Origin of the sequence: Streptomyces angustmyceticus, assembly GCF_019933235.1 — a bacterium.
GTDB classification, from domain to species: domain Bacteria; phylum Actinomycetota; class Actinomycetes; order Streptomycetales; family Streptomycetaceae; genus Streptomyces; species Streptomyces angustmyceticus.
This window is the reverse complement of record NZ_CP082945.1, coordinates 7114415-7131936: the sequence shown is the minus strand read 5'-3', so window position 1 is coordinate 7131936 and position 17522 is coordinate 7114415. Positions and strand designations below refer to the sequence as shown.

Here is a 17522-nt window from a genome sequence, read left to right as displayed (position 1 = left end):
CTGCCGCGGCCTGGCGCGGTCAGGCGCCCGGGGCCCGGCGGTCCGTGACGAGGGCCATGTCGGCGCGCTCCAGGAAGCGCGCGAGCTCGCGGTCGTTGGACAGACCGCCGGCCACATCGGTGTCGAGCAGACGCCGCAGCACGGCCGTCTTGCGGGGCCCGCGCACGCCCAGCGCCAGCACGGGGTCGCTCTCGATCGGGATCCGCAGATCGATGAGCCGGACGACCACGTCGTCGCGCTGGAAGATGGTGCTGCCGGCGATGGGGCACGCCGGGTCGTCCGCGGCCAGCTCGTCCTGGCGGGCGAGCATCTGGGCCAGCGTCATGCCGCACCCTTCCTTGGCGGGGTAGAACAGCGCGTGCCGCTTGATGCCGTCGGGCTGCTGTCCGCCCGAGGCGACGTGGTGCACGGCGGGCAGCGCGGCCCGGGTGAAGAACACCCGCGCGGAGTTCGGGTCGCTCAGGTCGCGGTCCTGCTCCAGGTACGGGTTGATGGCCTCCTCGACGGCCCGGACCTCGGGCTGCTGGGAGATGTGCCGCAGCGCCGCGACCAGGTCGCCCTGCACCTCGACGGCGCGCACGACGCGGTTGCCGTGCATGAACAGAGAGGTGCGGCGCAGCCGGGTGGTGTCGTCGACCCGGGCCTCCGGGGAGGTGTACCCGGCGAGGATGTCCGCGACCATCGATTCGCTGCCCGGCTTCACGGTGAAGGTCAGCGCGTGCCGGACCACCCCGTCGCCGACGCGGGGGTTGGCCTGCAGGCGGCCCTTGGGAGGCTCGGGCGCGAGGCGGGCGACGTTCGAGGTCTCGCGCAGGACGCTGAAGCGCAGCGACCGGGTGTCACGGACACAGCCGTGCAGCGGCTGGACCATCTTGACGTGTTCCTCGCTGTTGACCCAGGCCAGGAAGGGCGGTGCGCTCTCCCATTCGCTGGTGATGAGCCACTGGGAGGGGTTCTCGATGGACTGGCACAGCTGGTCGGTGATGTGTCCGGGGACGGACGCGACCTGGTTGCGCAGGTGCTCGTAGGCTTCGAGGAAGTCCTGCTGGGCTCCTTCGTGGAGGTCCAGGAGCAGGACGACCCGCAGCCGGGAGCCGTCGAAGGCCGACTGGGATATTCGTTCCGACAGCGTTGTCATCGTCTACGCATCTCCTTCGGGGCCCGATGGCCCCAGTGGTGCGTCGTCAGTTCCGGTGCGATCCGGGGGACTGAGCCGGATGGTGGGGACGGCCCTTTTCCGGGTGATCCGGGGGCGTCCCGGATTCGATCGTGGCCGGGACCCACGGGTGGCGCGAGATGTGTGAGCCATGCAGGTGAAACGTGATCGAACAGGTCCTCAGCCGGGCATTCGTGCTCCATCTGCCGTAAGCGTCCCTGGAGCTGGAGCACGCAATGAATCCCACCGCCGAAGACCGGGTGCCGGTACTCGTCGTGGGCGGGTCCCTGGTCGGCCTGTCCGCGTCGCTGTTCCTGGGACGCCTGGGTGTCAGACATCTGCTGGTCGAGAAGCACGCGGACACCTCCCGCCACCCGCGCGGGCGGGGCAACAACGTCCGCACGATGGAGCTGTTCCGGGTGGCCGGAGCGGAGGCGCGGATCCGCGAGGCCGCGTCGGTCCTCGCCGACAACCACGGGATCCTGCAGGCCCGTTCACTCACCGGCGACGACCAGGAGTGGCTGTTCAAGGAGATCGACCCGGGCGGCGGACTCGCCCGCATCAGCCCCTCCGCCTGGTGCCTGTGCAGCCAGAACGACCTGGAGCCCGTCCTGGTGCGCTGTGCCCGCGAGCACGGCGGTGACCTGCGGTTCTCCACCGAGCTGAGCTCCTTCGAGCAGGACGCGCACGGGGTGCGCGCGACGCTGAGGAACCGGGAGACCGGCGAGGTCACCACCGTGCACGCGGACTACCTGATCGCGGCCGACGGCCCCCGCAGCCCGGTCCGCGAGCGGCTGGGCATCGGCCAGACGGGGCCCGGCGACCTGTTCCACAACGTGAGCATCACCTTCCGCGCGCCGCAGCTCGCCGACGTCGTGGGCGACCGCCGCTTCATCGCCTGCTACTTGACCGACCCGGAGGCCGACGGCGCGCTGCTGCCGGTCGACAACAAGGCGGACTGGGTCTTCCACGCCCCCTGGCACCCCGAGTCGGGCGAGACCCTGGAGGACTTCACCGACGAGCGGTGCATCGAGCACATCCGCCGGGCAACGGGCGTACCAGGCATGGCAGTTGAGATCACCGGCAAGGCCCCGTGGCACGCCGCCGAGCGGGTCGCCGAGCGGTACGCGGCCGGCCGGGTCTTCCTCGCCGGCGACTCGGCCCACGAGATGTCCCCCACCGGGGCGTTCGGCTCCAACACCGGCATCCAGGACGCCCATAACATCGCCTGGAAGCTCGCCGCCGTGCTCAACGGCTCGGCGGGCCCGGAGCTGCTGGCGACCTACGAGGCGGAGCGGCAGCCGGTGGCGCGGGAGACCAGCGCCCGCGCCTCGGCGCGCTCGGCCGAGCACAGCCACCCGGGCTACTCCCCCGCTCCCGGCGCGGGCGGTGGCCGGCAGCGCGGGGTGCTCACCGTCGCCCTGGGCTACTGCTACCCGCAGGGCGCGGTCGTCGGCGCCGACCCCGGGCTGCCGGTGGTGCCCGACCAGCTGCGGCTGACGGGCGAGCCGGGCACCCGCGCCCCGCACATGTGGGTACGGGCCGGCGGCGAGCGGCGCTCGACCCTCGATCTGTACGAGACCTCGTTCGTCCTGCTGACCGGCTCCGAGGGCGAGATGTGGCGGACCGCCGCCAAGGGCGCCATCCAGCAGTTCTCCCTCGCACTGGACTGCTACCAGGTCGGCACCGGGCCGAACGACGACCTGGTGCCCGAGGACGGCGTCGACTGGGCCGAGAAGCACGGGACGACGTCCGAGGGCGCGGTGCTGGTGCGCCCCGACGGCTTCGTGGCGTGGCGGGCCGAGGGCCGGGTGGCCGACCCCGAGGCGGCGCTCCGGCAGGTCCTCACCGCGCTGCTGTGCCGGAGCTGATCCGCCCGCCGCGCCCGGTACCGTGCGCACAGCCGGGGGCCGGGGCGCGGTGACGCAGGACTGCCGTCGACGAAGGGACCGGTGGGACATCCGCCGGTCCCTTCGTCACGCGCGAACGTATCTTCTGCCCGTCACCACCGCAGGGGCATCTCGGGGCCGCCCCGGCCGCGTCCCGCAACTCGGGGGCCGATTTCCGGTTGAGTCCGGGCATGGACGCCAAGCAGCCCGCCTCCCACCCTTTTCGCCGCATCGCCCTCCCCCACCAGCCGCCGGCCCTGCCGCCCCCCGCCCGGCAGGCGCGCCGCCGGGCCCAGGAGGAAACGCCGATCTTCGACCAGCTGCTCAAGGAGTGGCGCTCGGGCGAGATCCGGCCGGTCGTGTCCTGGCCGGCCGACGATCCGGGGAAGACCGGGACGGGCGGCGCGGTTGGCACGGATGATGGCCGTCCGTATCCGCGGACCCGTGACGAGGAGCATGCCCGTGAGCCTGTACGACATCCCCCTGCGCACCCTGACCGGTGAGCCCGCTTCGCTCGCCGACTACCGGGGCAGGGCCCTGCTGGTGGTGAACGTGGCGTCCCGATGCGGGCTGACCCCGCAGTACTCCGGCCTGGAGCGGCTGCAGCAGCGCTACGGGGACCGTGGCTTCAGTGTGCTGGGCTTCCCCAGCAACCAGTTCGCGGGCCAGGAGCCCGGCACCGCCGAGGAGATCGCCGCCTTCTGCTCGGCGTCGTACGGCGTGAGCTTCCCGCTGTTCGAGAAGACCGACGTCAACGGCGAGGACCGGCACCCGCTGTACGCGGCACTGACCGGCACCGAGGACGCCGAAGGGGCGGCCGGCGACGTCCAGTGGAACTTCGAGAAGTTCCTGATCGATGCCCAGGGGCAGGTCGCGGGCCGCTTCCGGCCGCGCACCGAGCCGGAGGCCACGGAACTGATCACCGCGATCGAAGCGGCCCTGCCGGCCTGAGACCCGGCGGAACGGCGGGCGGCGGCGCAGCGCGGGCGGGCGGATCAGGCGACGGCGGTGCCCGCGGGGTCCGTGGCCCCGGCCGGTCCGGACGGTCCGGCGGCCGCGTCCGTGTCGTCGCCACCGCCGGTGTCGTCGGACATGATCTCGAAGCTGCCGGCCAGGCCGGTCATCCGCAGCAGCCGCGCGACGCTGCCGCCGCCGAAGACGCCGGCCAGCCGCATCCGGCCGCCCCGCTGCCGGGTCCGGAAGCGGGCGCGGCTGAGCAGGGACAGCCCGGCGCAGTCGATGAACGTGACCGCGCGTACGTCGACCACGAGGTCGGCGCCCTGCGTGCCGGTGATCTCGTCCAGCCGGTCGGACAGCACCGACACGGCGAGAATGTCCAGCTCACCGCGGAGTTCCAGCACGGTCGTGCCGCCCGTGGCGCGGCTGGGTCCCACGAGTCTCGGGTAGTACTGACCTTCATCCATCGGCCCGGCCCACTTTCGTGCCGAGGCGCGGGATATGGCCACGCGTCTGCGGCGGAGACGTTCGGAAGGTGTGGGGGGCGCCCGGCGCGATCCGGGCGGTTCGGCCCGTTTCCGGGTCGTCGGGTAGTGCGGTGGCGTGCGGTTCGTGTCCGTGTGTTTCTGCTGCTGTGCCCGTAGTTGACTACGGCTTACCCGCCGACCGCGCCCTCGAAGTCCCGGCGCACGCCCCAGCTTCAGGTTGTCTCAAAGTCGCCCCTCGCGAGTGTGGCCGAGATAAGTGGTCGCGGCCCGGCCCGGGGCGGGTCACCGACGGCGGCCTGCCCGGTGATCGCCCGCGGGGCGCCTCCCCCGGATCCGCACCCCGAGGGCCCCTAATGCCACTCTTTCGGGCGAATTAGACTGTCCGGACCGCCCGGAAAGTGAGAGGTGTGCCCTGAAGCCGTCGGATCCCGCGGGAGAGCTGCCCGAACGCACCGCGCAGAGCCTGCGCGAGCTGGCCGGTGGGCCGATCTCCCGGCTTCCGCAGCTGCTGGAGGCGATGGTGGCGGTGGGCTCCGACCATGATCCGCGCCGCGCGCTGGGCCGTATCGCCGAGACCGCCGCCTCCCTGACCGGCGCCCGCCATGCCGCTGTCGGCCTCCGCGACGAGGACGGCGACGGTCCCGGCGGGCCGGTCACCCACGGCCCCTCCCCCGAGGGTGAGCCGGCGGCCGGGGACTGCCTGGAGGTGCCGATCCAGGTGCGGGGAGAGCTGTTCGGCACGCTGTACGTCGCGGGGAAGGACGGCCCCGAGGGGTTCGGCGACACGGATCTGCACCTGGTGCGGGTGCTGGCCACCGAGGCCGGGATCGCGCTGAGCAATGCCCGGATGCACGGCGCCGCCCGGCAGCGCCGGCGCTGGATCGACGGCGCGGCGTCCGTCACCACGGCCCTGCTGGCCGGGCCCGAGGCCGGCTCGTCGGCCAGGGACGCCCTGACCGTCGTCGCGGAGAAGGGCCGGGAGCTGGCCGAGGCGGCGACCGGAGCGGTCCTGCTGCCGCACGCCGGGGGCGGTATGGAGGTGGTGGCGATCTCCACCGTGCTGCCCGAGACCGTACGGGCCGAGGCGCACCGCGGCCGGATACCGCCGCAGAGTCCGGTCGTCCACCAGATACACGCCGGCCTCGCGGTCTTCTCCGACGACTTCGCCGGAGACCCCCGCTCGATCTCCCCGATGTCGCGCCACTACGGCCCGACGATGCTGCTGCCGCTGCGCAGCAACGGGCGGGTGCTGGGCGCCCTCGCGCTGTGCCGGATATCCGGCGACCGCCGCTTCAGCCACACCGAGCGGACGCTGGGGACCCAGTTCGCCGCCCAGGCCGCGGTGGCGCTCGTGCTGGCCGACCGGCACCGTGACCGCGAGCGGCTGGCCGTCTTCGAGGACCGCGACCGGATCGCCCGCGACCTGCACGATCTGGTCATCCAGCGGCTGTTCGCCACCGGGATGCTGCTGGAGACCGCGCGGCGCAAGGCCGTACTGCCGGAGGTACGGGACGGGGTGGGCCGGGCGGTCGACGAGCTGGACGCCACGATCCAGGAGATCCGAACGGCGATCATCGCGCTGCAGCAGGGGCCGTCCGAGGCGCCGCCGGGGCTGCGCACCCGCGTCCTGCGGGAGGCCGCCGCGGCCACCGCGTCGCTCGGGACCCGGCCGTCGGTGCGGTTCACCGGACCGGTCGACACCCGGGTCGACGACATGGGCGCCCGTGAGCTGCTGGCCGCGCTCAGGAAGGCGCTGGCGACGGTGACCGCCGCGGCGGCGGCGCGGCCGGAGCCGACCCGGGTGGAGATCGCCGTGGACCTCACCGTCCCGCCCCCCGGCGGCCGGCCGGGCATCCGGCTGACGGTGGCGCGCCCGGACGACGACGCCCCGCCGGTGGTCTGGGAGCGTCCGCTCCGGGGCGGGCCCGGCGCCTGAGCCACCGCCGCCCGGCCGGGTCCGGGACGCCCTGTCGGGTGATGCCGCGGGATTCACTTGACCTCAACATTGGTTGAGGTCCTACGTTCCTGCTATGTCGCCGGGCACGCACGGCGATCCCGCGAGGACCCGGCACCTGGAGGCCACGATGGACATGGAAGTCACCGCCTGGCACGCGCTGCACAGCACGATGACCGCGCAGCAGGGCAAGCGCCGCTTCTCCCGCGGCACCCTGCGCCGCATCACGGCGTTCGCCCGCCCGCACCGCCGTCGCCTGGTGTGGTTCCTCGTGCTGAGCACGGCCACCGCGATGCTCGCGGTGGCCACCCCGCTGCTGGCGGGCCGGGTGGTGGACGCGATCGTGGGCGGCGGCTCGTCGTCCCTCGTCCTCCGGCTGTCCGGCCTGATCGCGGTGATCGCGGTCGCCGAGGCGGCGCTGGGGCTGGCGACCCGCTGGCTGTCGGCGAGCATCGGCGAGGGGCTGATCCTGGACCTGCGGACGACGGTGTACGACCACGTCCAGCGGATGCCCGTCGCCTTCTTCACCCGCACCCGCACCGGAGCGCTGGTCAGCCGCCTGAACAACGATGTGATCGGCGCCCAGCGGGCCTTCAGCGACACCCTGTCCGGGGTCGTCAGCAATATCGTGACGCTGCTGCTGACCCTCGTGGTGATGCTCGGCCTGTCCTGGCAGATCACCCTGATCGCGCTGGTGCTGCTGCCGGTCTTCGTGCTGCCCGCGCGCCGGGTCGGCCGGCGGCTGGCCGCGCTGCGCCGGGAGGGCGCCGACCACAACGCGGCGATGGGCACCCAGATGACCGAGCGGTTCTCCGCGCCCGGCGCCACCCTCGTCAAGCTGATGGGCCGCCCGGCCCACGAGTCCGCCGAGTTCGCCGTCCGGGCCCGCCGGGTGCGCGACATCGGGGTCCGCTCGGCCATGGTCCAGACGTACTTCGTCACCGCCCTCACCCTCGTATCCGCCCTGGCGCTGGCCGTCGTCTACGGGCTGGGCGGCTTCCTCGCGCTGCGCGGGCAGCTGGAGGCCGGCGCGATCGTCTCGCTGGCCCTGCTGCTCACCCGGCTCTACGCCCCGCTGACGGCGCTGTCCGGCGCCCATATCGAGGTGATGAGCGCCCTGGTCAGCTTCGAGCGGGTCTTCGAGGTGCTCGACCTCGAACCGCTGATCACCGAGAAGCCGGACGCCCGCGCGGTCCCCGAGGGCCCGGTGTCCGTGGAGTTCGACGCGGTCCGCTTCGCCTACCCGTCCGCCGACAAGGTCTCGCTGGCCTCCCTGGAGGAGGTCGCCACCCTCGACACCCGGGGCGGCGAGGAGGTCCTGCACGGCATCTCCTTCCGCGCCGAACCCGGCCAGATGGTCGCCCTGGTCGGCTCCTCGGGCGCCGGCAAGTCGACCGTGGCCCAGCTGCTGCCGCGGCTGTACGACACCGACTCCGGCGCGGTCCGGCTCTCCGGCGTGGACGTCCGCGAGCTGACCGCCGCCTCGCTGCGCGACGTCCTGGGGATGGTCACCCAGGACGGGCACCTCTTCCACGACACGATCCGCGCGAACCTGCTGCTGGCCGGGCCGGAGGCGACCGAGCCGGAGCTGTGGGACGCGCTGCGCCGGGCGCGCCTGGAGGACCTGATCGCCGCGCTCCCCGACGGGCTGGACACCGTCGTCGGCGAGCGGGGCTACCGGCTCTCCGGCGGCGAACGGCAGCGGCTGACCATCGCCCGGCTGCTGCTCGCCCACCCCCGGGTGGTGATCCTCGACGAGGCCACCGCCCACCTGGACAACACCTCCGAGGCGGCGGTGCAGGAGGCGCTGACCGAGGCGCTGGAGGGCCGTACCGCGCTGGTCATCGCCCACCGGCTGTCGACCGTACGGGCCGCGGACCTGATCCTGGTCGTCGAGGACGGGCACATCGCCGAGCGCGGGACGCACGAGACACTGCTGGCCGCCGACGGGCGCTACGCGGAGCTGTACCGGACCCAGTTCACCGACGCGGAGGAGCGGCGGGAGACCGCGGTGGCGGCCCGGCGCGCGGAGGCCGGCCCGGACGCCGTGCCGGACTCGGCGCTGGTGAACTGACGCGCCGGAAGGCCCCCGCCTCTTGGCGGGGGCCTTCCCCATGCCGAAAACTGAGATGATGACGCAGCGCGCGGAACACTCCACTGTCATGGACCGCCTCGCCCTCGACGATCTGGTCACCGGGTACGCGATCGCCGTGGACGACGGGGACTGGCCCGGCTACCAGGCCCTGTTCACCCCGGACGGCCGGGCCGACTACCGCTCCGCGGGCGGCATCGAGGGCGGCGTGGCGGAGATCGCCGCCTGGCTCGGCGAGATGCTGCGGAACTTCGCCATGCGCCAGCACCTGATCGTCAACCGCCGCATCACCCTCGCCCGCCCGGACGGCGCCCCGGGGGACACGGCCACGGTCCGGGCCGACTACCTCAACCCGATGCGGCTCGCCGGCCCCGCGACGGAGGACGAGGGCGGCCCGACCGCTCCCAACTACACCTGCGGCGGCCGCTACGACTTCACCGCCCGGCGCACCGCCGACGGCTGGCGGCTGACCGGCGTCGTCGTCCACGAGAAGTGGCGCGAGGTGTGGTGCGGCGGTGAGTGACCGACTCCGCCGGCCGCCGGCGCCCGGTTCGGCCGTCGCGCCGACCCCTGTTCCGCCGCCCGCCCCGGCCGCGCACACCGGCCCTCCGACCGGCCGGGACCACCAGCAGGGAGGCCGCATGGACAGACCGTCCGTCCGCCGGACGCGGTGGCTCGGCTCCCCCTGGGGCCGGGGGGCGGCCGCCCTGCTCGCCGGCGCGGTGCCGGCGCTCACCTTCCCCGCGCCCTCGTGGTGGTGGCTGGCGTATGTGGCGCTGGTGCCCTGGCTGCTGCTGGTGCGGTCGGCGCCGACCGCCCGGCGGGCGGCGCTGGACGGCTGGCTGGGCGGCACCGGCTTCATCCTGGCCGTCCACCAGTGGCTGCTGCCGAGCCTGCACGTCTTCATCCTCGTGCTCGCCCTGCTGCTCGGTGCGCTGTGGGCGCCCTGGGGAGTGCTGGTGCGGGCTCTGCTGGGGGACGCGCCCCCGGCGAGCGGGACGGTACGCGAGGGGCCAGGACGGGCGGCGCACGGCGAGGCCCCGGCCGGCCGACGGCGGCGGGCAACGGGCCGCCGCCGCGCCGCCGCGCTGGTGCTGGTGCCGTCGGGCTGGCTGATGGTCGAACTGGTCCGGTCGTGGGAGAACCTGGGCGGCCCCTGGGGACTGCTCGGCGCCAGTCAGTGGCAGGTGCCGCCCGCGCTGCGGCTGGCGTCGCTCGGCGGGGTGTGGCTGCTGAGCCTGCTGATCGTGGCGGTGAACACCGCCGTGGCCGAGCTGATCGCCCGCCCGGCGGCCCGGCTGCCCGCCGTCGCCGGGCTGCTGGTGTGCGCGCTGGCCGTCACCGCGGCGTGGCTGTGGGCACCGGTCCCCCGCACCACGGGCACAGTGCGGGTCGCGGTCGTCCAGCCCGGCCCGACCGGCACCCCCTCGGCGCGCCTGGCCCGCGGCGAGGCCCTCACCCGGTCGCTGGCGGGCCGCGGGGTACGGCTGGTCGTCTGGGGCGAGAGCAGCCTCTACCAGGATCCGGCGGACCACCCGGCGCTGGCCGCCCGCCTCGCCGCCCTCTCCCGGCGGACCGGCGCGGAGCTGCTGGTCAACGCCGACTCCCCGCACGCCGGGCGGCCGGGCATCTCCAAGAGCGCGGTGCTGATCGGACCGGACGGGCCGACCGGGGACCGCTACGCCAAGATGCGGCTGGTGCCCTTCGGCGAGTACATACCGCTGCGTTCGGTGCTGGGCTGGGCCACGCGGGTCGGAAAGGCGGCCACCAGCGACCGGGTGCGCGGCACCCACCCGGTGGTGATGCCGGTGGCCACTGCGGGCGGCCTGCGCATCGGGCCGCTGGTGTGCTTCGAGACCGCCTTCCCGGACATGAGCCGCCACCTGACACGCGACGGCGCGCGAGTGCTGGTCGCCCAGTCCTCGACCTCGACCTTCCAGGACAGCTGGGCGCCGGCCCAGCACGCGTCCCTGGCCGCGCTGCGCGCCGCGGAGACCTGGCGGCCGATGGTGCACGCCACGCTCACCGGCATCAGCGCGGTGTACGGCCCCCGGGGCGAACCGGTCGGCGAGCGGCTGGGCACCGACCGCAGCGCGGCGGCCGTCTACGACCTGCCGCTGGCCGGCGGCACCAGCCCGTACACCGCCTTCGGGGACTGGGCGGTCTACGGGGCGATCGGTGCGCTGGTGCTCGCCGGGGCGGGTACGGGACTGCGGGCGCTCAGCAGGCGGCCTGCGCGAGGGCGTCGGTGACCACCCGTTCGCACAGCTCGTGGGTGCGCAGCGCGTCCTCGGCGGACGGCTGACGGCCGGCCCGCACGTCGTCCAGAAACGCCAGGACGATCTGCTCGATGCCGCGCTGCCGGGCGACCGGCACCCAGTCGCCGCGGCGCCGGATGCTCGGCTGCCCCTTGTGGTCGATGACCTCGGCGAGATTGACGACCTGGCGCCTGGTGTCCTGCCCGGAGACATCGAGGGTCTCCTCCGCGGAGCCGCTGAGGCGGTTCATGGTGCCGACGGCGGTGAAGCCGTCGCCGGAGAGCTGGAGCACCACGTGCTGCATCAGCCCGTTGCGGATCCGGGCGCGCACATCGATGTGGTCGACCTCGCCGGGGACCAGGAACCGCAGGGTGTCGACGACGTGGATGAAGTCGTCCAGGACGAGGGTGCGCGGGTCCTCGGGCAGGCCGATGCGGTTCTTCTGCATCAGGATCAGGTCGCGGGCGTGCTCGCGGCACTGCGCGTAGGCGGGCGCGAAGCGGCGGTTGAAGCCGACGGCGAGGCCCACCCCGCGGTCCGCGGCGAGGGCGACGAGGCGCTGGGACGTGGCGAGTTCGTAGGAGAGCGGCTTGTCGACGTAGGTCGGCACCCCGGCTTCGAGCAGCCGGGTCACGATCTCGGGGTGGGCGGTGGTGGCGGCGTGCACGAACGCCGCGTCCAGGCCGGTGGCGAGCAGCGAGTCGAGGTCCTGGTGGAGCTGCTGTGCGCTCAGCCGGTGGGCGGCGCCGACGCGTTGCAGGGTGGCCGGGGTGCGGGTGTGCAGATGCAGTTCGAGGCCGGGCTGGGTGCCCAGTACGGGGAGGTACGCCTTCTGGGCGATGTCGCCGAGTCCGATGCAGCCGACCTTCACTCGTGCTCCTTGGGTTGCGCCGCGGCCCTGGTGCCTCGCGTGCCGGAAGCATACGTGCCGGCCGGCGGCCGCCGGCCGGCGATCCCGTCCTGCGGCGCCGTACGGTGTGCGGGCGGCGTCGTCGGGCCGCCGGGTTACCGGGCGCCCGCGATGCCGTCGAGTCGCAGCTGCAGCCGGTCGATGGCGTCCCGGAGTCCCTGGCGGTACTCGCCGTCGGCGAGGGCGTTGACCGAGGCCCGGGCGCGGCGGAGCTGGGCGCGGGCGTCGGCCGGCCGGTCCAGGGCGGCGTAGTCGGCGGCGATGTTGAGATGCAGCGAGGGGAAGAACGCCCGGAGCGCGACGAGGGGGTGGCGGGGGCCCGGGCCGTCGGCGACCCTGGGCTCCTGGGGCGCGGCGGCCGGGGGCCGCTCGGTGACGAAGCCCTCGGCGGCCTCCAGGGCCCTGAGGTCCCAGTCGAGTTCATCCCTGGGATCGTCCTGGGTGTCGGCCATGTAGTGGGCGAGGGTGCAGCGGTGGAAGGCGTCTCCCTGCGGCCCGATCTCGTGCCACAGCGCCGAGAGACGGTTGCGTGCCTCCTCCCGGTCGCCCGCGCGATGCAACATGATCGCCTGGCCGATCCGGGTCAGCACCCCGTCCTCGGGCGTCGCCTCCCGCCGCTCGTCCACCACCGTGCTCTCCGTATCCGTTCACCATGGCCGCTGCCGTTTCCCCGACGCTAACCGCCGGAGGGAACCTGCGCGCGGTGTGCGCGACGCACCGGGTGGTGGGGCCCGCCGCCCGGCGGTCCTGCGGGCTCAGCCCAGGTCAGGAATGCGCCAGTCGATCGGGGCATGGCCCTGGGCGGCGACCGCCGCGTTGATCTGGGTGAAGGGGCGGGAGCCGAAGAACTTCTTCGCCGACAGCGGGGAGGGGTGCGCGCCCTGCACCACCGCGTGACGCTCCTCGTCGATCAGCGGCAGCTTCTTCTTGGCGTAGTTCCCCCAGAGCACGAAGACCGCCGGGTCGGGCCGGGAGGCCACGGCGCGGATCACCGCGTCGGTGACCTTCTCCCAGCCCTTGCCCTTGTGCGAATTGGGCTCGGCCTCGCGGACCGTGAGGACGGCGTTCAGCAGCAGCACGCCCTGCCGGGCCCAGGGCATGAGGTAGCCGTTGTCGGGGACCGGGTGGCCCAGCTCCTCCTTCATCTCCTTGTAGATGTTCCGCAGCGACGGCGGCGTCTTGACGCCGGGCTGCACGGAGAAGCACAGGCCGTGGCCCTGCCCGGCGCCGTGGTACGGGTCCTGGCCCAGGATGAGCACCTTCACCTGGTCGTACGGCGTCGCCTCCAGCGCCGCGAAGACCTCCTCACGGGGCGGGTAGACCGGCCCGTTCGCCCGCTCCTTCTCGACGAAGTCGGTGAGCTCCCGGAAATAGGGCTTCTCCAACTCCTCGCCGAGGACCCCGCGCCAGGACTCGGGCAGCATCTCGGTCACCACGTCAACAACCTCCGGTGTGCGTTGCGTTCTCCGTCGAAGAACCTACCGGCGACCACTGACAACGCGGTCCGCGGGCCGGAGCGCCGGCCCGGCGGGCGGCCGGTCTCAGGCGGTGTCGAGCCGGGCGCGCTGGACGGGGTCCAGCCGCAGGTCGAGCGCCGCCAGGGCCTCGTCCAGCTGCGCCGGGGAACTCACGCCGAGCACCGGCACCACCGGCACCGGCCCACCCATCAGCCAGGCCAGCACCACCTGGTTCACGGTGGCCCCGCACTCCGCCGCGACCTCCGCCAGCACCCGCAGCCGCGCCACCGAGCCGGGATGGTCGTAGCGCTCCGGCAGCGGCCGGCCGGCACCGGAGTAGGCCCCTCCCATCAGCGTCCCATAGCCGAGCAGCGTCAGGTCGGGGTGCGCGGCCGCGTAGTCGAGGAGCTCCTCGTCGGCCTCCACCCCGCGGTCCCGGGCCGGGCCGCCCCGCCGCGGCCGCAGGTAGGTGTGCCGCCGTTGTACGGCGCGGAAGCCGGGCAGGCCGCGCCCCGCGGCGGTGCGCCGGGCCTCGGCGAGCCGCCAGGTCCGGAAGTCACCGGCGCCCAGGCTGCCCACGGTGCCGTCCCGGACGAGGCCGGCCAGCGCCTCGACGGTGTCCTCCAGGCGGACGCCGCGGTCGTCGCCGTGCGCGTGGAGGAGATCCACCCGGTCGGTGCCCAGGCGGCGCAGGCTCCCCTCGATCCCGGCGCGCACGGCCGGGCCGCCCAGCCCCTCGGCGTTCGCGGGCCACTCCCCGCCCCGGGCCGGGTCGGGGCGGGCGCCCACCGCGGTGGCCACGACCGTGCGCCCGGCCGCGTCCCTGCTGCGCAGCCAGCGGCCGAGCAGCAGCTCGCTCTCGTCGCCGCGCGCGCCCGGAACCCAGCAGGCGTAGTGGTTCGCCGTGTCGACGAAGGTGCCGCCGGCCTCGGCGAACCGGTCCAGGATCGCGAACGCGGTCGGTGCGTCGACGGTGGTGCCGAAGGGCAGCGTCCCGAGGCAGACGGCGCTGATACGGGGCCCTTGATCACCGCCGAGCGTGCGGTAGTGCATGGCATGCCTCCCTGGCAGGTCGCCCACGCGCGTGATGCCGGCCCCGAGAGGGACCGGCACCACGGACTCTGCCTCTTGGAGTGCGCACCAGGGCAAGGCCGCGCGGCCCGCCCGGTGCCGTCAGACCCCGGCGTTGAGGAACAGGCCGCCGTCGACGACCAGCGACTGGCCGGTGATCCAGCCCGAGGCGTCGGACAGCAGGAAGGCCGCGGCCCCGCCGATGTCCTCCGGGACGCCGAGCCGCGCCAGCGGGTAGCCGGCCGCCGCCTCCTCCTCGCGGTTCTCGTAGAGCGCGGCCGCGAACTTGGTCTTCACCACCGCGGGCGCGATGGAGTTGACCCGCACGCCCGGCGCGAACTCGTGGGCGAGCTGCAGCGTCAGGTTCACCATCGCGGCCTTGCTCATGCCGTACGCGCCGATGAACGGCGAGGGCGCGAGGCCGGCGATCGAGGCGATGTTGACGATGGCGCCGCCGTTGTCCTTCTGCCATGCGTGCCAGGTGCGCTGGGCGAAGCCGAGCGCCGAGACGACGTTGGTCTCGAACACCTTGCGCGCCACGCCCAGGTCGAGGTCGGCGATGGGGCCGAACACCGGGTTCGTCCCGGCGTTGTTGACGAGGTAGTCGACCCGGCCGAAGGTCTCCATCGCGCGCTCGACGGCGACGGCCTGGTGAGCCTCGTCGTGCGCCTTGCCGGCGACGCCGAGCACCCGGTCGGCGCCCAGCTTCTCGGCGGCCTCCTTGAGGGCGTCCTCGTTGCGGCCGGTGATCACGACCCGGTCGCCGCGGGCCACCAGGGCCTCGGCGATGCCGTAGCCGATGCCGCGGCTGGCGCCGGTGACCAGCGCCACCTTGCCGGAGAGCGCGGGGAGCCCGCTGTCCTGCTCGGTCATGTTGTGTGCTCCTGGAGTCGGTGGGGCGGTCAGTTGAGCGGGCCGCCGGCGACGTACATGACCTCGCCGGAGACGAAGCCGGCGGCCTCACCGGTGAAGAACGCGATGGCGTTGGCGATATCCTCGGGGCGGCCGACGCGCTGCACCGGGATCTGGGTGGCGGCCGCGGCCTGGAACTCCTCGAAGCCCATGCCGACGCGCTCGGCGGTGGCGGCGGTCATGTCGGTGACGATGAAGCCCGGGGCGACGGCGTTGGCGGTGACGCCGAACTTGCCGAGCTCGATGGCGAGGGTCTTGGTGAAGCCCTGCAGACCGGCCTTGGCCGCCGAGTAGTTGACCTGCCCGCGGTTGCCGAGCGCCGAGCTGGAGGAGAGGTTCACGATCCGGCCGAACTTGGCGTCCACCATGTGCTTCTGGCAGGCGCGGGACATCAGGAACGCACCGCGCAGATGCACGTTCATGACCGTGTCCCAGTCGGTCTCGCTCATCTTGAACAGCAGGTTGTCGCGGAGCACACCGGCGTTGTTGACGAGGACGGTCGGCGCACCGAGCTCCGAGGCGACCCGGGCGACGGCCGCGTCGACCTGCTCGGCGTCGGAGACGTCACAGCCGACCGCGATGGCCTTGCCGCCGGCCTTGGTGATCTTCTCGACGGTGTCCTTGCAGGCCGCCTCGTCGAGGTCCAGTACGGCCACGGCGCGGCCCTCGGCGGCCAGCCGGACGGCGGTGGCCGCGCCGATACCGCGGGCCGCGCCCGTCACGATGGCAACGCGCTGCTCGGTGGTGGACATGCGGGTTCTCCTCACCCTCGAAACCTCGACAAGCGGTCCGCCGCACCGATCCCGTGGGTGAGCAACCGCTTAGTACCCTGAGCAGGGCTGACGCTAGAAGCCCGGCAACGCGCTGTCAACGTCCCACCACTGCGCCGTTGCCCACCTCACCTGCGGAACGGGGTGGCCCCTGGCGCGATCCCGTCGCACGACGAAGCGCCCGGAGCCGCTCCTCGGCGGTTCCGGGCGCTTCGAACGGGGCTCCCGCGCGCTCAGCGCACCAGCAGCTCCAGCAGCCGCTCGGCCTCGGCGGCGGGATCGGCGGTCAGTCCGGTGTGCACCGGGCCCGGCTGGACGATGGTGCTGCGCGGCGCCATCAGCCAGCGAAAACGGCGTCCCGCGTCGTCCCCCGCCGCCTGTCCGGCCCGCTCGCCGCCCTGGCAGACGCCCTCGACGGCACCGAGCGCGGCCCGCACCCCCTCCACGTCGGTGGTGGGGTCCAGGGCCAGCAGCCGGGCCTCGTCCAGATGGGTCCTGGCCTCGACGAACCGCCGGGCACGGCAGTACACGACCACCCCCGCATTGATCATCTCGCCGCGCTCGACCCGGGGGACGACCCTCAGCAGGGCGTACTCGAAGACATCGCGCCCGTTGTGCAGACCGCTCACTTCACTGCCCTCCGTACCAGCCGGGCGGCCAGCCATTCCGGCGCCTGCGAGGGCTTGTCCTCGGTGGGCTCCCCGAGGATGATCCGGTCGCTGATCGTCCGGGCGCGGGCCAGCAGCGTGTCCACATACGCCCGGCGCAGCGCGTCCGGGGAGTCGAAGCCCGGCTCGTCGGCCAGCCATTCGTCCGGCACCTCGGCCGCGATCGCGGTCAGCAGCTCCTCGGTGACCTGCGGCGCGAACTCCTCGGCCGCCGCCGCGACATCCGGCCCGAAGGTGGCCAGCACATGGTCGGAGGCGTTGTACGGCCGGGCCGAAGCCTGTGGCGCGCTCGGCCAGTTGTGGTGCCAGATCATCGCCGCGCCATGGTCGATCAGCCACAGTTCGCCGTGCCAGACCAGCAGGTTGGGATTGCGCCAGGACCGGTCGACGTTGTTGATCAGCGCGTCGAACCACACCACCCGGCCCGCCTCGCGGGCGCTCACCTCGAAGGCGAGCGGATCGAAGCCCAGCGATCCGGGGAGGTAGTCCATCCCCAGATTCAGCCCCCCGCTGGCCTTCAGCAGTTCCTGGACCTCCTGGTCCGGCTCGCCCAGCCCGATGACGGGGTCGAGCTGCATCCGCACCAGCTCCGGCACCCGCAGCCCCAGCCGCCGCCCCAGCTCCCCGCAGATGACCTCGGCGACGAGCGTCTTCCGCCCCTGCCCGGCACCGGTGAACTTGATGATGTAGGTACCGAGGTCGTCGGCCTCGACGATCCCCGGCAGCGACCCGCCCTCACGCAAGGGCGTGACATAGCGGGTCGCCATGACTTCATTCAGCATGATCCAAGGCTCCATCGCCCGTCGTACATTTCATGGTCAACTCCAAGGTGGTGCGCTCGGGGAATCGTCCAGGTTCAGCCCTGGGAAGAATCCGGGGAGTCCGGCCGGCACACTCACCCCACTGCCTCCCCCGGCAGTCCGTCGGGGACGACTCGTCC

Annotated in this window: 17 protein-coding genes; 7 read left to right on the top strand and 10 right to left on the bottom strand. The window is 73.6% G+C overall.

Annotated features, from left to right (window positions below; all coding sequences use genetic code 11):
- Nucleotides 1-19: 19 nt before the first annotated feature.
- Nucleotides 20-1138, bottom strand: coding sequence for a SchA/CurD-like domain-containing protein (locus K7396_RS31835; protein WP_086719604.1), 1119 nt, complete (start codon nucleotides 1136-1138; stop codon nucleotides 20-22).
- A 254-nt stretch (nucleotides 1139-1392) separates the two neighbouring features.
- On the opposite strand from K7396_RS31835, the gene K7396_RS31830 reads away from it, so the two are divergent.
- The 3 genes from K7396_RS31830 to K7396_RS31820 all read left to right on the top strand — a co-directional run bounded on the left by K7396_RS31830 (nucleotide 1393) and on the right by K7396_RS31820 (nucleotide 3996).
- Complete coding sequence (locus tag K7396_RS31830) at nucleotides 1393-3027, top strand: FAD-dependent oxidoreductase (RefSeq protein WP_086719603.1); 1635 nt, start codon at nucleotides 1393-1395, stop codon at nucleotides 3025-3027.
- Between the two features lie 209 nt (nucleotides 3028-3236).
- A complete protein-coding gene (locus K7396_RS31825; protein WP_218039125.1) occupies nucleotides 3237-3548 on the top strand; it encodes a hypothetical protein in 312 nt (103 codons plus the stop codon).
- Nucleotides 3508-3996: a glutathione peroxidase gene (locus K7396_RS31820; RefSeq protein ID WP_086718352.1), complete on the top strand. Its 489-nt coding sequence runs from the start codon at nucleotides 3508-3510 to the stop codon at nucleotides 3994-3996. The genes K7396_RS31825 and K7396_RS31820 overlap by 41 nt, the downstream gene beginning before the upstream one ends.
- 44 nt (nucleotides 3997-4040) lie before the next feature.
- On the opposite strand, the gene K7396_RS31815 is transcribed toward K7396_RS31820, so the two are convergent.
- Complete coding sequence (locus K7396_RS31815) at nucleotides 4041-4439, bottom strand: STAS domain-containing protein (RefSeq protein WP_086718351.1); 399 nt, start codon at nucleotides 4437-4439, stop codon at nucleotides 4041-4043.
- Between the two features lie 568 nt (nucleotides 4440-5007).
- On the opposite strand from K7396_RS31815, the gene K7396_RS31810 reads away from it, so the two are divergent.
- The 4 genes from K7396_RS31810 to lnt all read left to right on the top strand — a co-directional run bounded on the left by K7396_RS31810 (nucleotide 5008) and on the right by lnt (nucleotide 10788).
- Nucleotides 5008-6426 carry a GAF domain-containing protein gene (locus K7396_RS31810; protein WP_223660264.1) on the top strand — a complete coding sequence of 473 codons (1419 nt, stop codon included), beginning with the start codon at nucleotides 5008-5010 and terminating at the stop codon, nucleotides 6424-6426.
- A 148-nt stretch (nucleotides 6427-6574) separates the two neighbouring features.
- Nucleotides 6575-8518: an ABC transporter ATP-binding protein gene (locus K7396_RS31805; protein WP_086718354.1), complete on the top strand. Its 1944-nt coding sequence runs from the start codon at nucleotides 6575-6577 to the stop codon at nucleotides 8516-8518.
- Between the two features lie 58 nt (nucleotides 8519-8576).
- Nucleotides 8577-9059 (top strand): nuclear transport factor 2 family protein, encoded by a 483-nt coding sequence (locus K7396_RS31800; protein ID WP_086718349.1) that lies wholly within the window; start codon nucleotides 8577-8579, stop codon nucleotides 9057-9059.
- 118 nt (nucleotides 9060-9177) lie between these two features.
- Nucleotides 9178-10788, top strand: a complete 1611-nt coding sequence (lnt, locus tag K7396_RS31795; RefSeq protein WP_086718348.1) for an apolipoprotein N-acyltransferase — start codon at nucleotides 9178-9180, stop codon at nucleotides 10786-10788.
- On the opposite strand, the gene K7396_RS31790 is transcribed toward lnt, so the two are convergent.
- The 8 genes from K7396_RS31790 to K7396_RS31755 form a co-directional block, all read right to left on the bottom strand.
- Nucleotides 10757-11665 carry a Gfo/Idh/MocA family protein gene (locus K7396_RS31790; protein ID WP_086718347.1) on the bottom strand — a complete coding sequence of 303 codons (909 nt, stop codon included), beginning with the start codon at nucleotides 11663-11665 and terminating at the stop codon, nucleotides 10757-10759. The genes lnt and K7396_RS31790 overlap by 32 nt on opposite strands.
- A gap of 134 nt (nucleotides 11666-11799) precedes the next feature.
- Nucleotides 11800-12330, bottom strand: a complete 531-nt coding sequence (locus tag K7396_RS31785; protein WP_086718346.1) for a hypothetical protein — start codon at nucleotides 12328-12330, stop codon at nucleotides 11800-11802.
- A gap of 129 nt (nucleotides 12331-12459) precedes the next feature.
- A complete protein-coding gene (locus K7396_RS31780) occupies nucleotides 12460-13128 on the bottom strand; it encodes a uracil-DNA glycosylase (protein ID WP_086718353.1) in 669 nt (222 codons plus the stop codon).
- 117 nt (nucleotides 13129-13245) lie between these two features.
- The gene (locus K7396_RS31775) at nucleotides 13246-14214 is read right to left on the bottom strand and encodes an aldo/keto reductase (protein ID WP_086718345.1); all 969 of its coding nucleotides are present in this window, start codon (nucleotides 14212-14214) and stop codon (nucleotides 13246-13248) included.
- 120 nt (nucleotides 14215-14334) lie between these two features.
- Nucleotides 14335-15105 (bottom strand): SDR family oxidoreductase, encoded by a 771-nt coding sequence (locus K7396_RS31770; RefSeq protein WP_086718344.1) that lies wholly within the window; start codon nucleotides 15103-15105, stop codon nucleotides 14335-14337.
- Between the two features lie 29 nt (nucleotides 15106-15134).
- Nucleotides 15135-15896 (bottom strand): 3-oxoacyl-ACP reductase FabG, encoded by a 762-nt coding sequence (gene fabG, locus K7396_RS31765; RefSeq protein WP_086718343.1) that lies wholly within the window; start codon nucleotides 15894-15896, stop codon nucleotides 15135-15137.
- Nucleotides 15897-16147: 251 nt separating this feature from the next.
- Complete coding sequence (locus K7396_RS31760) at nucleotides 16148-16543, bottom strand: DUF3037 domain-containing protein (protein WP_086718342.1); 396 nt, start codon at nucleotides 16541-16543, stop codon at nucleotides 16148-16150.
- Nucleotides 16540-17364 carry a HipA family kinase gene (locus K7396_RS31755; RefSeq protein WP_086718341.1) on the bottom strand — a complete coding sequence of 275 codons (825 nt, stop codon included), beginning with the start codon at nucleotides 17362-17364 and terminating at the stop codon, nucleotides 16540-16542. Before K7396_RS31755 ends, K7396_RS31760 begins: the two co-directional genes overlap by 4 nt.
- Nucleotides 17365-17522: the final 158 nt, after the last annotated feature.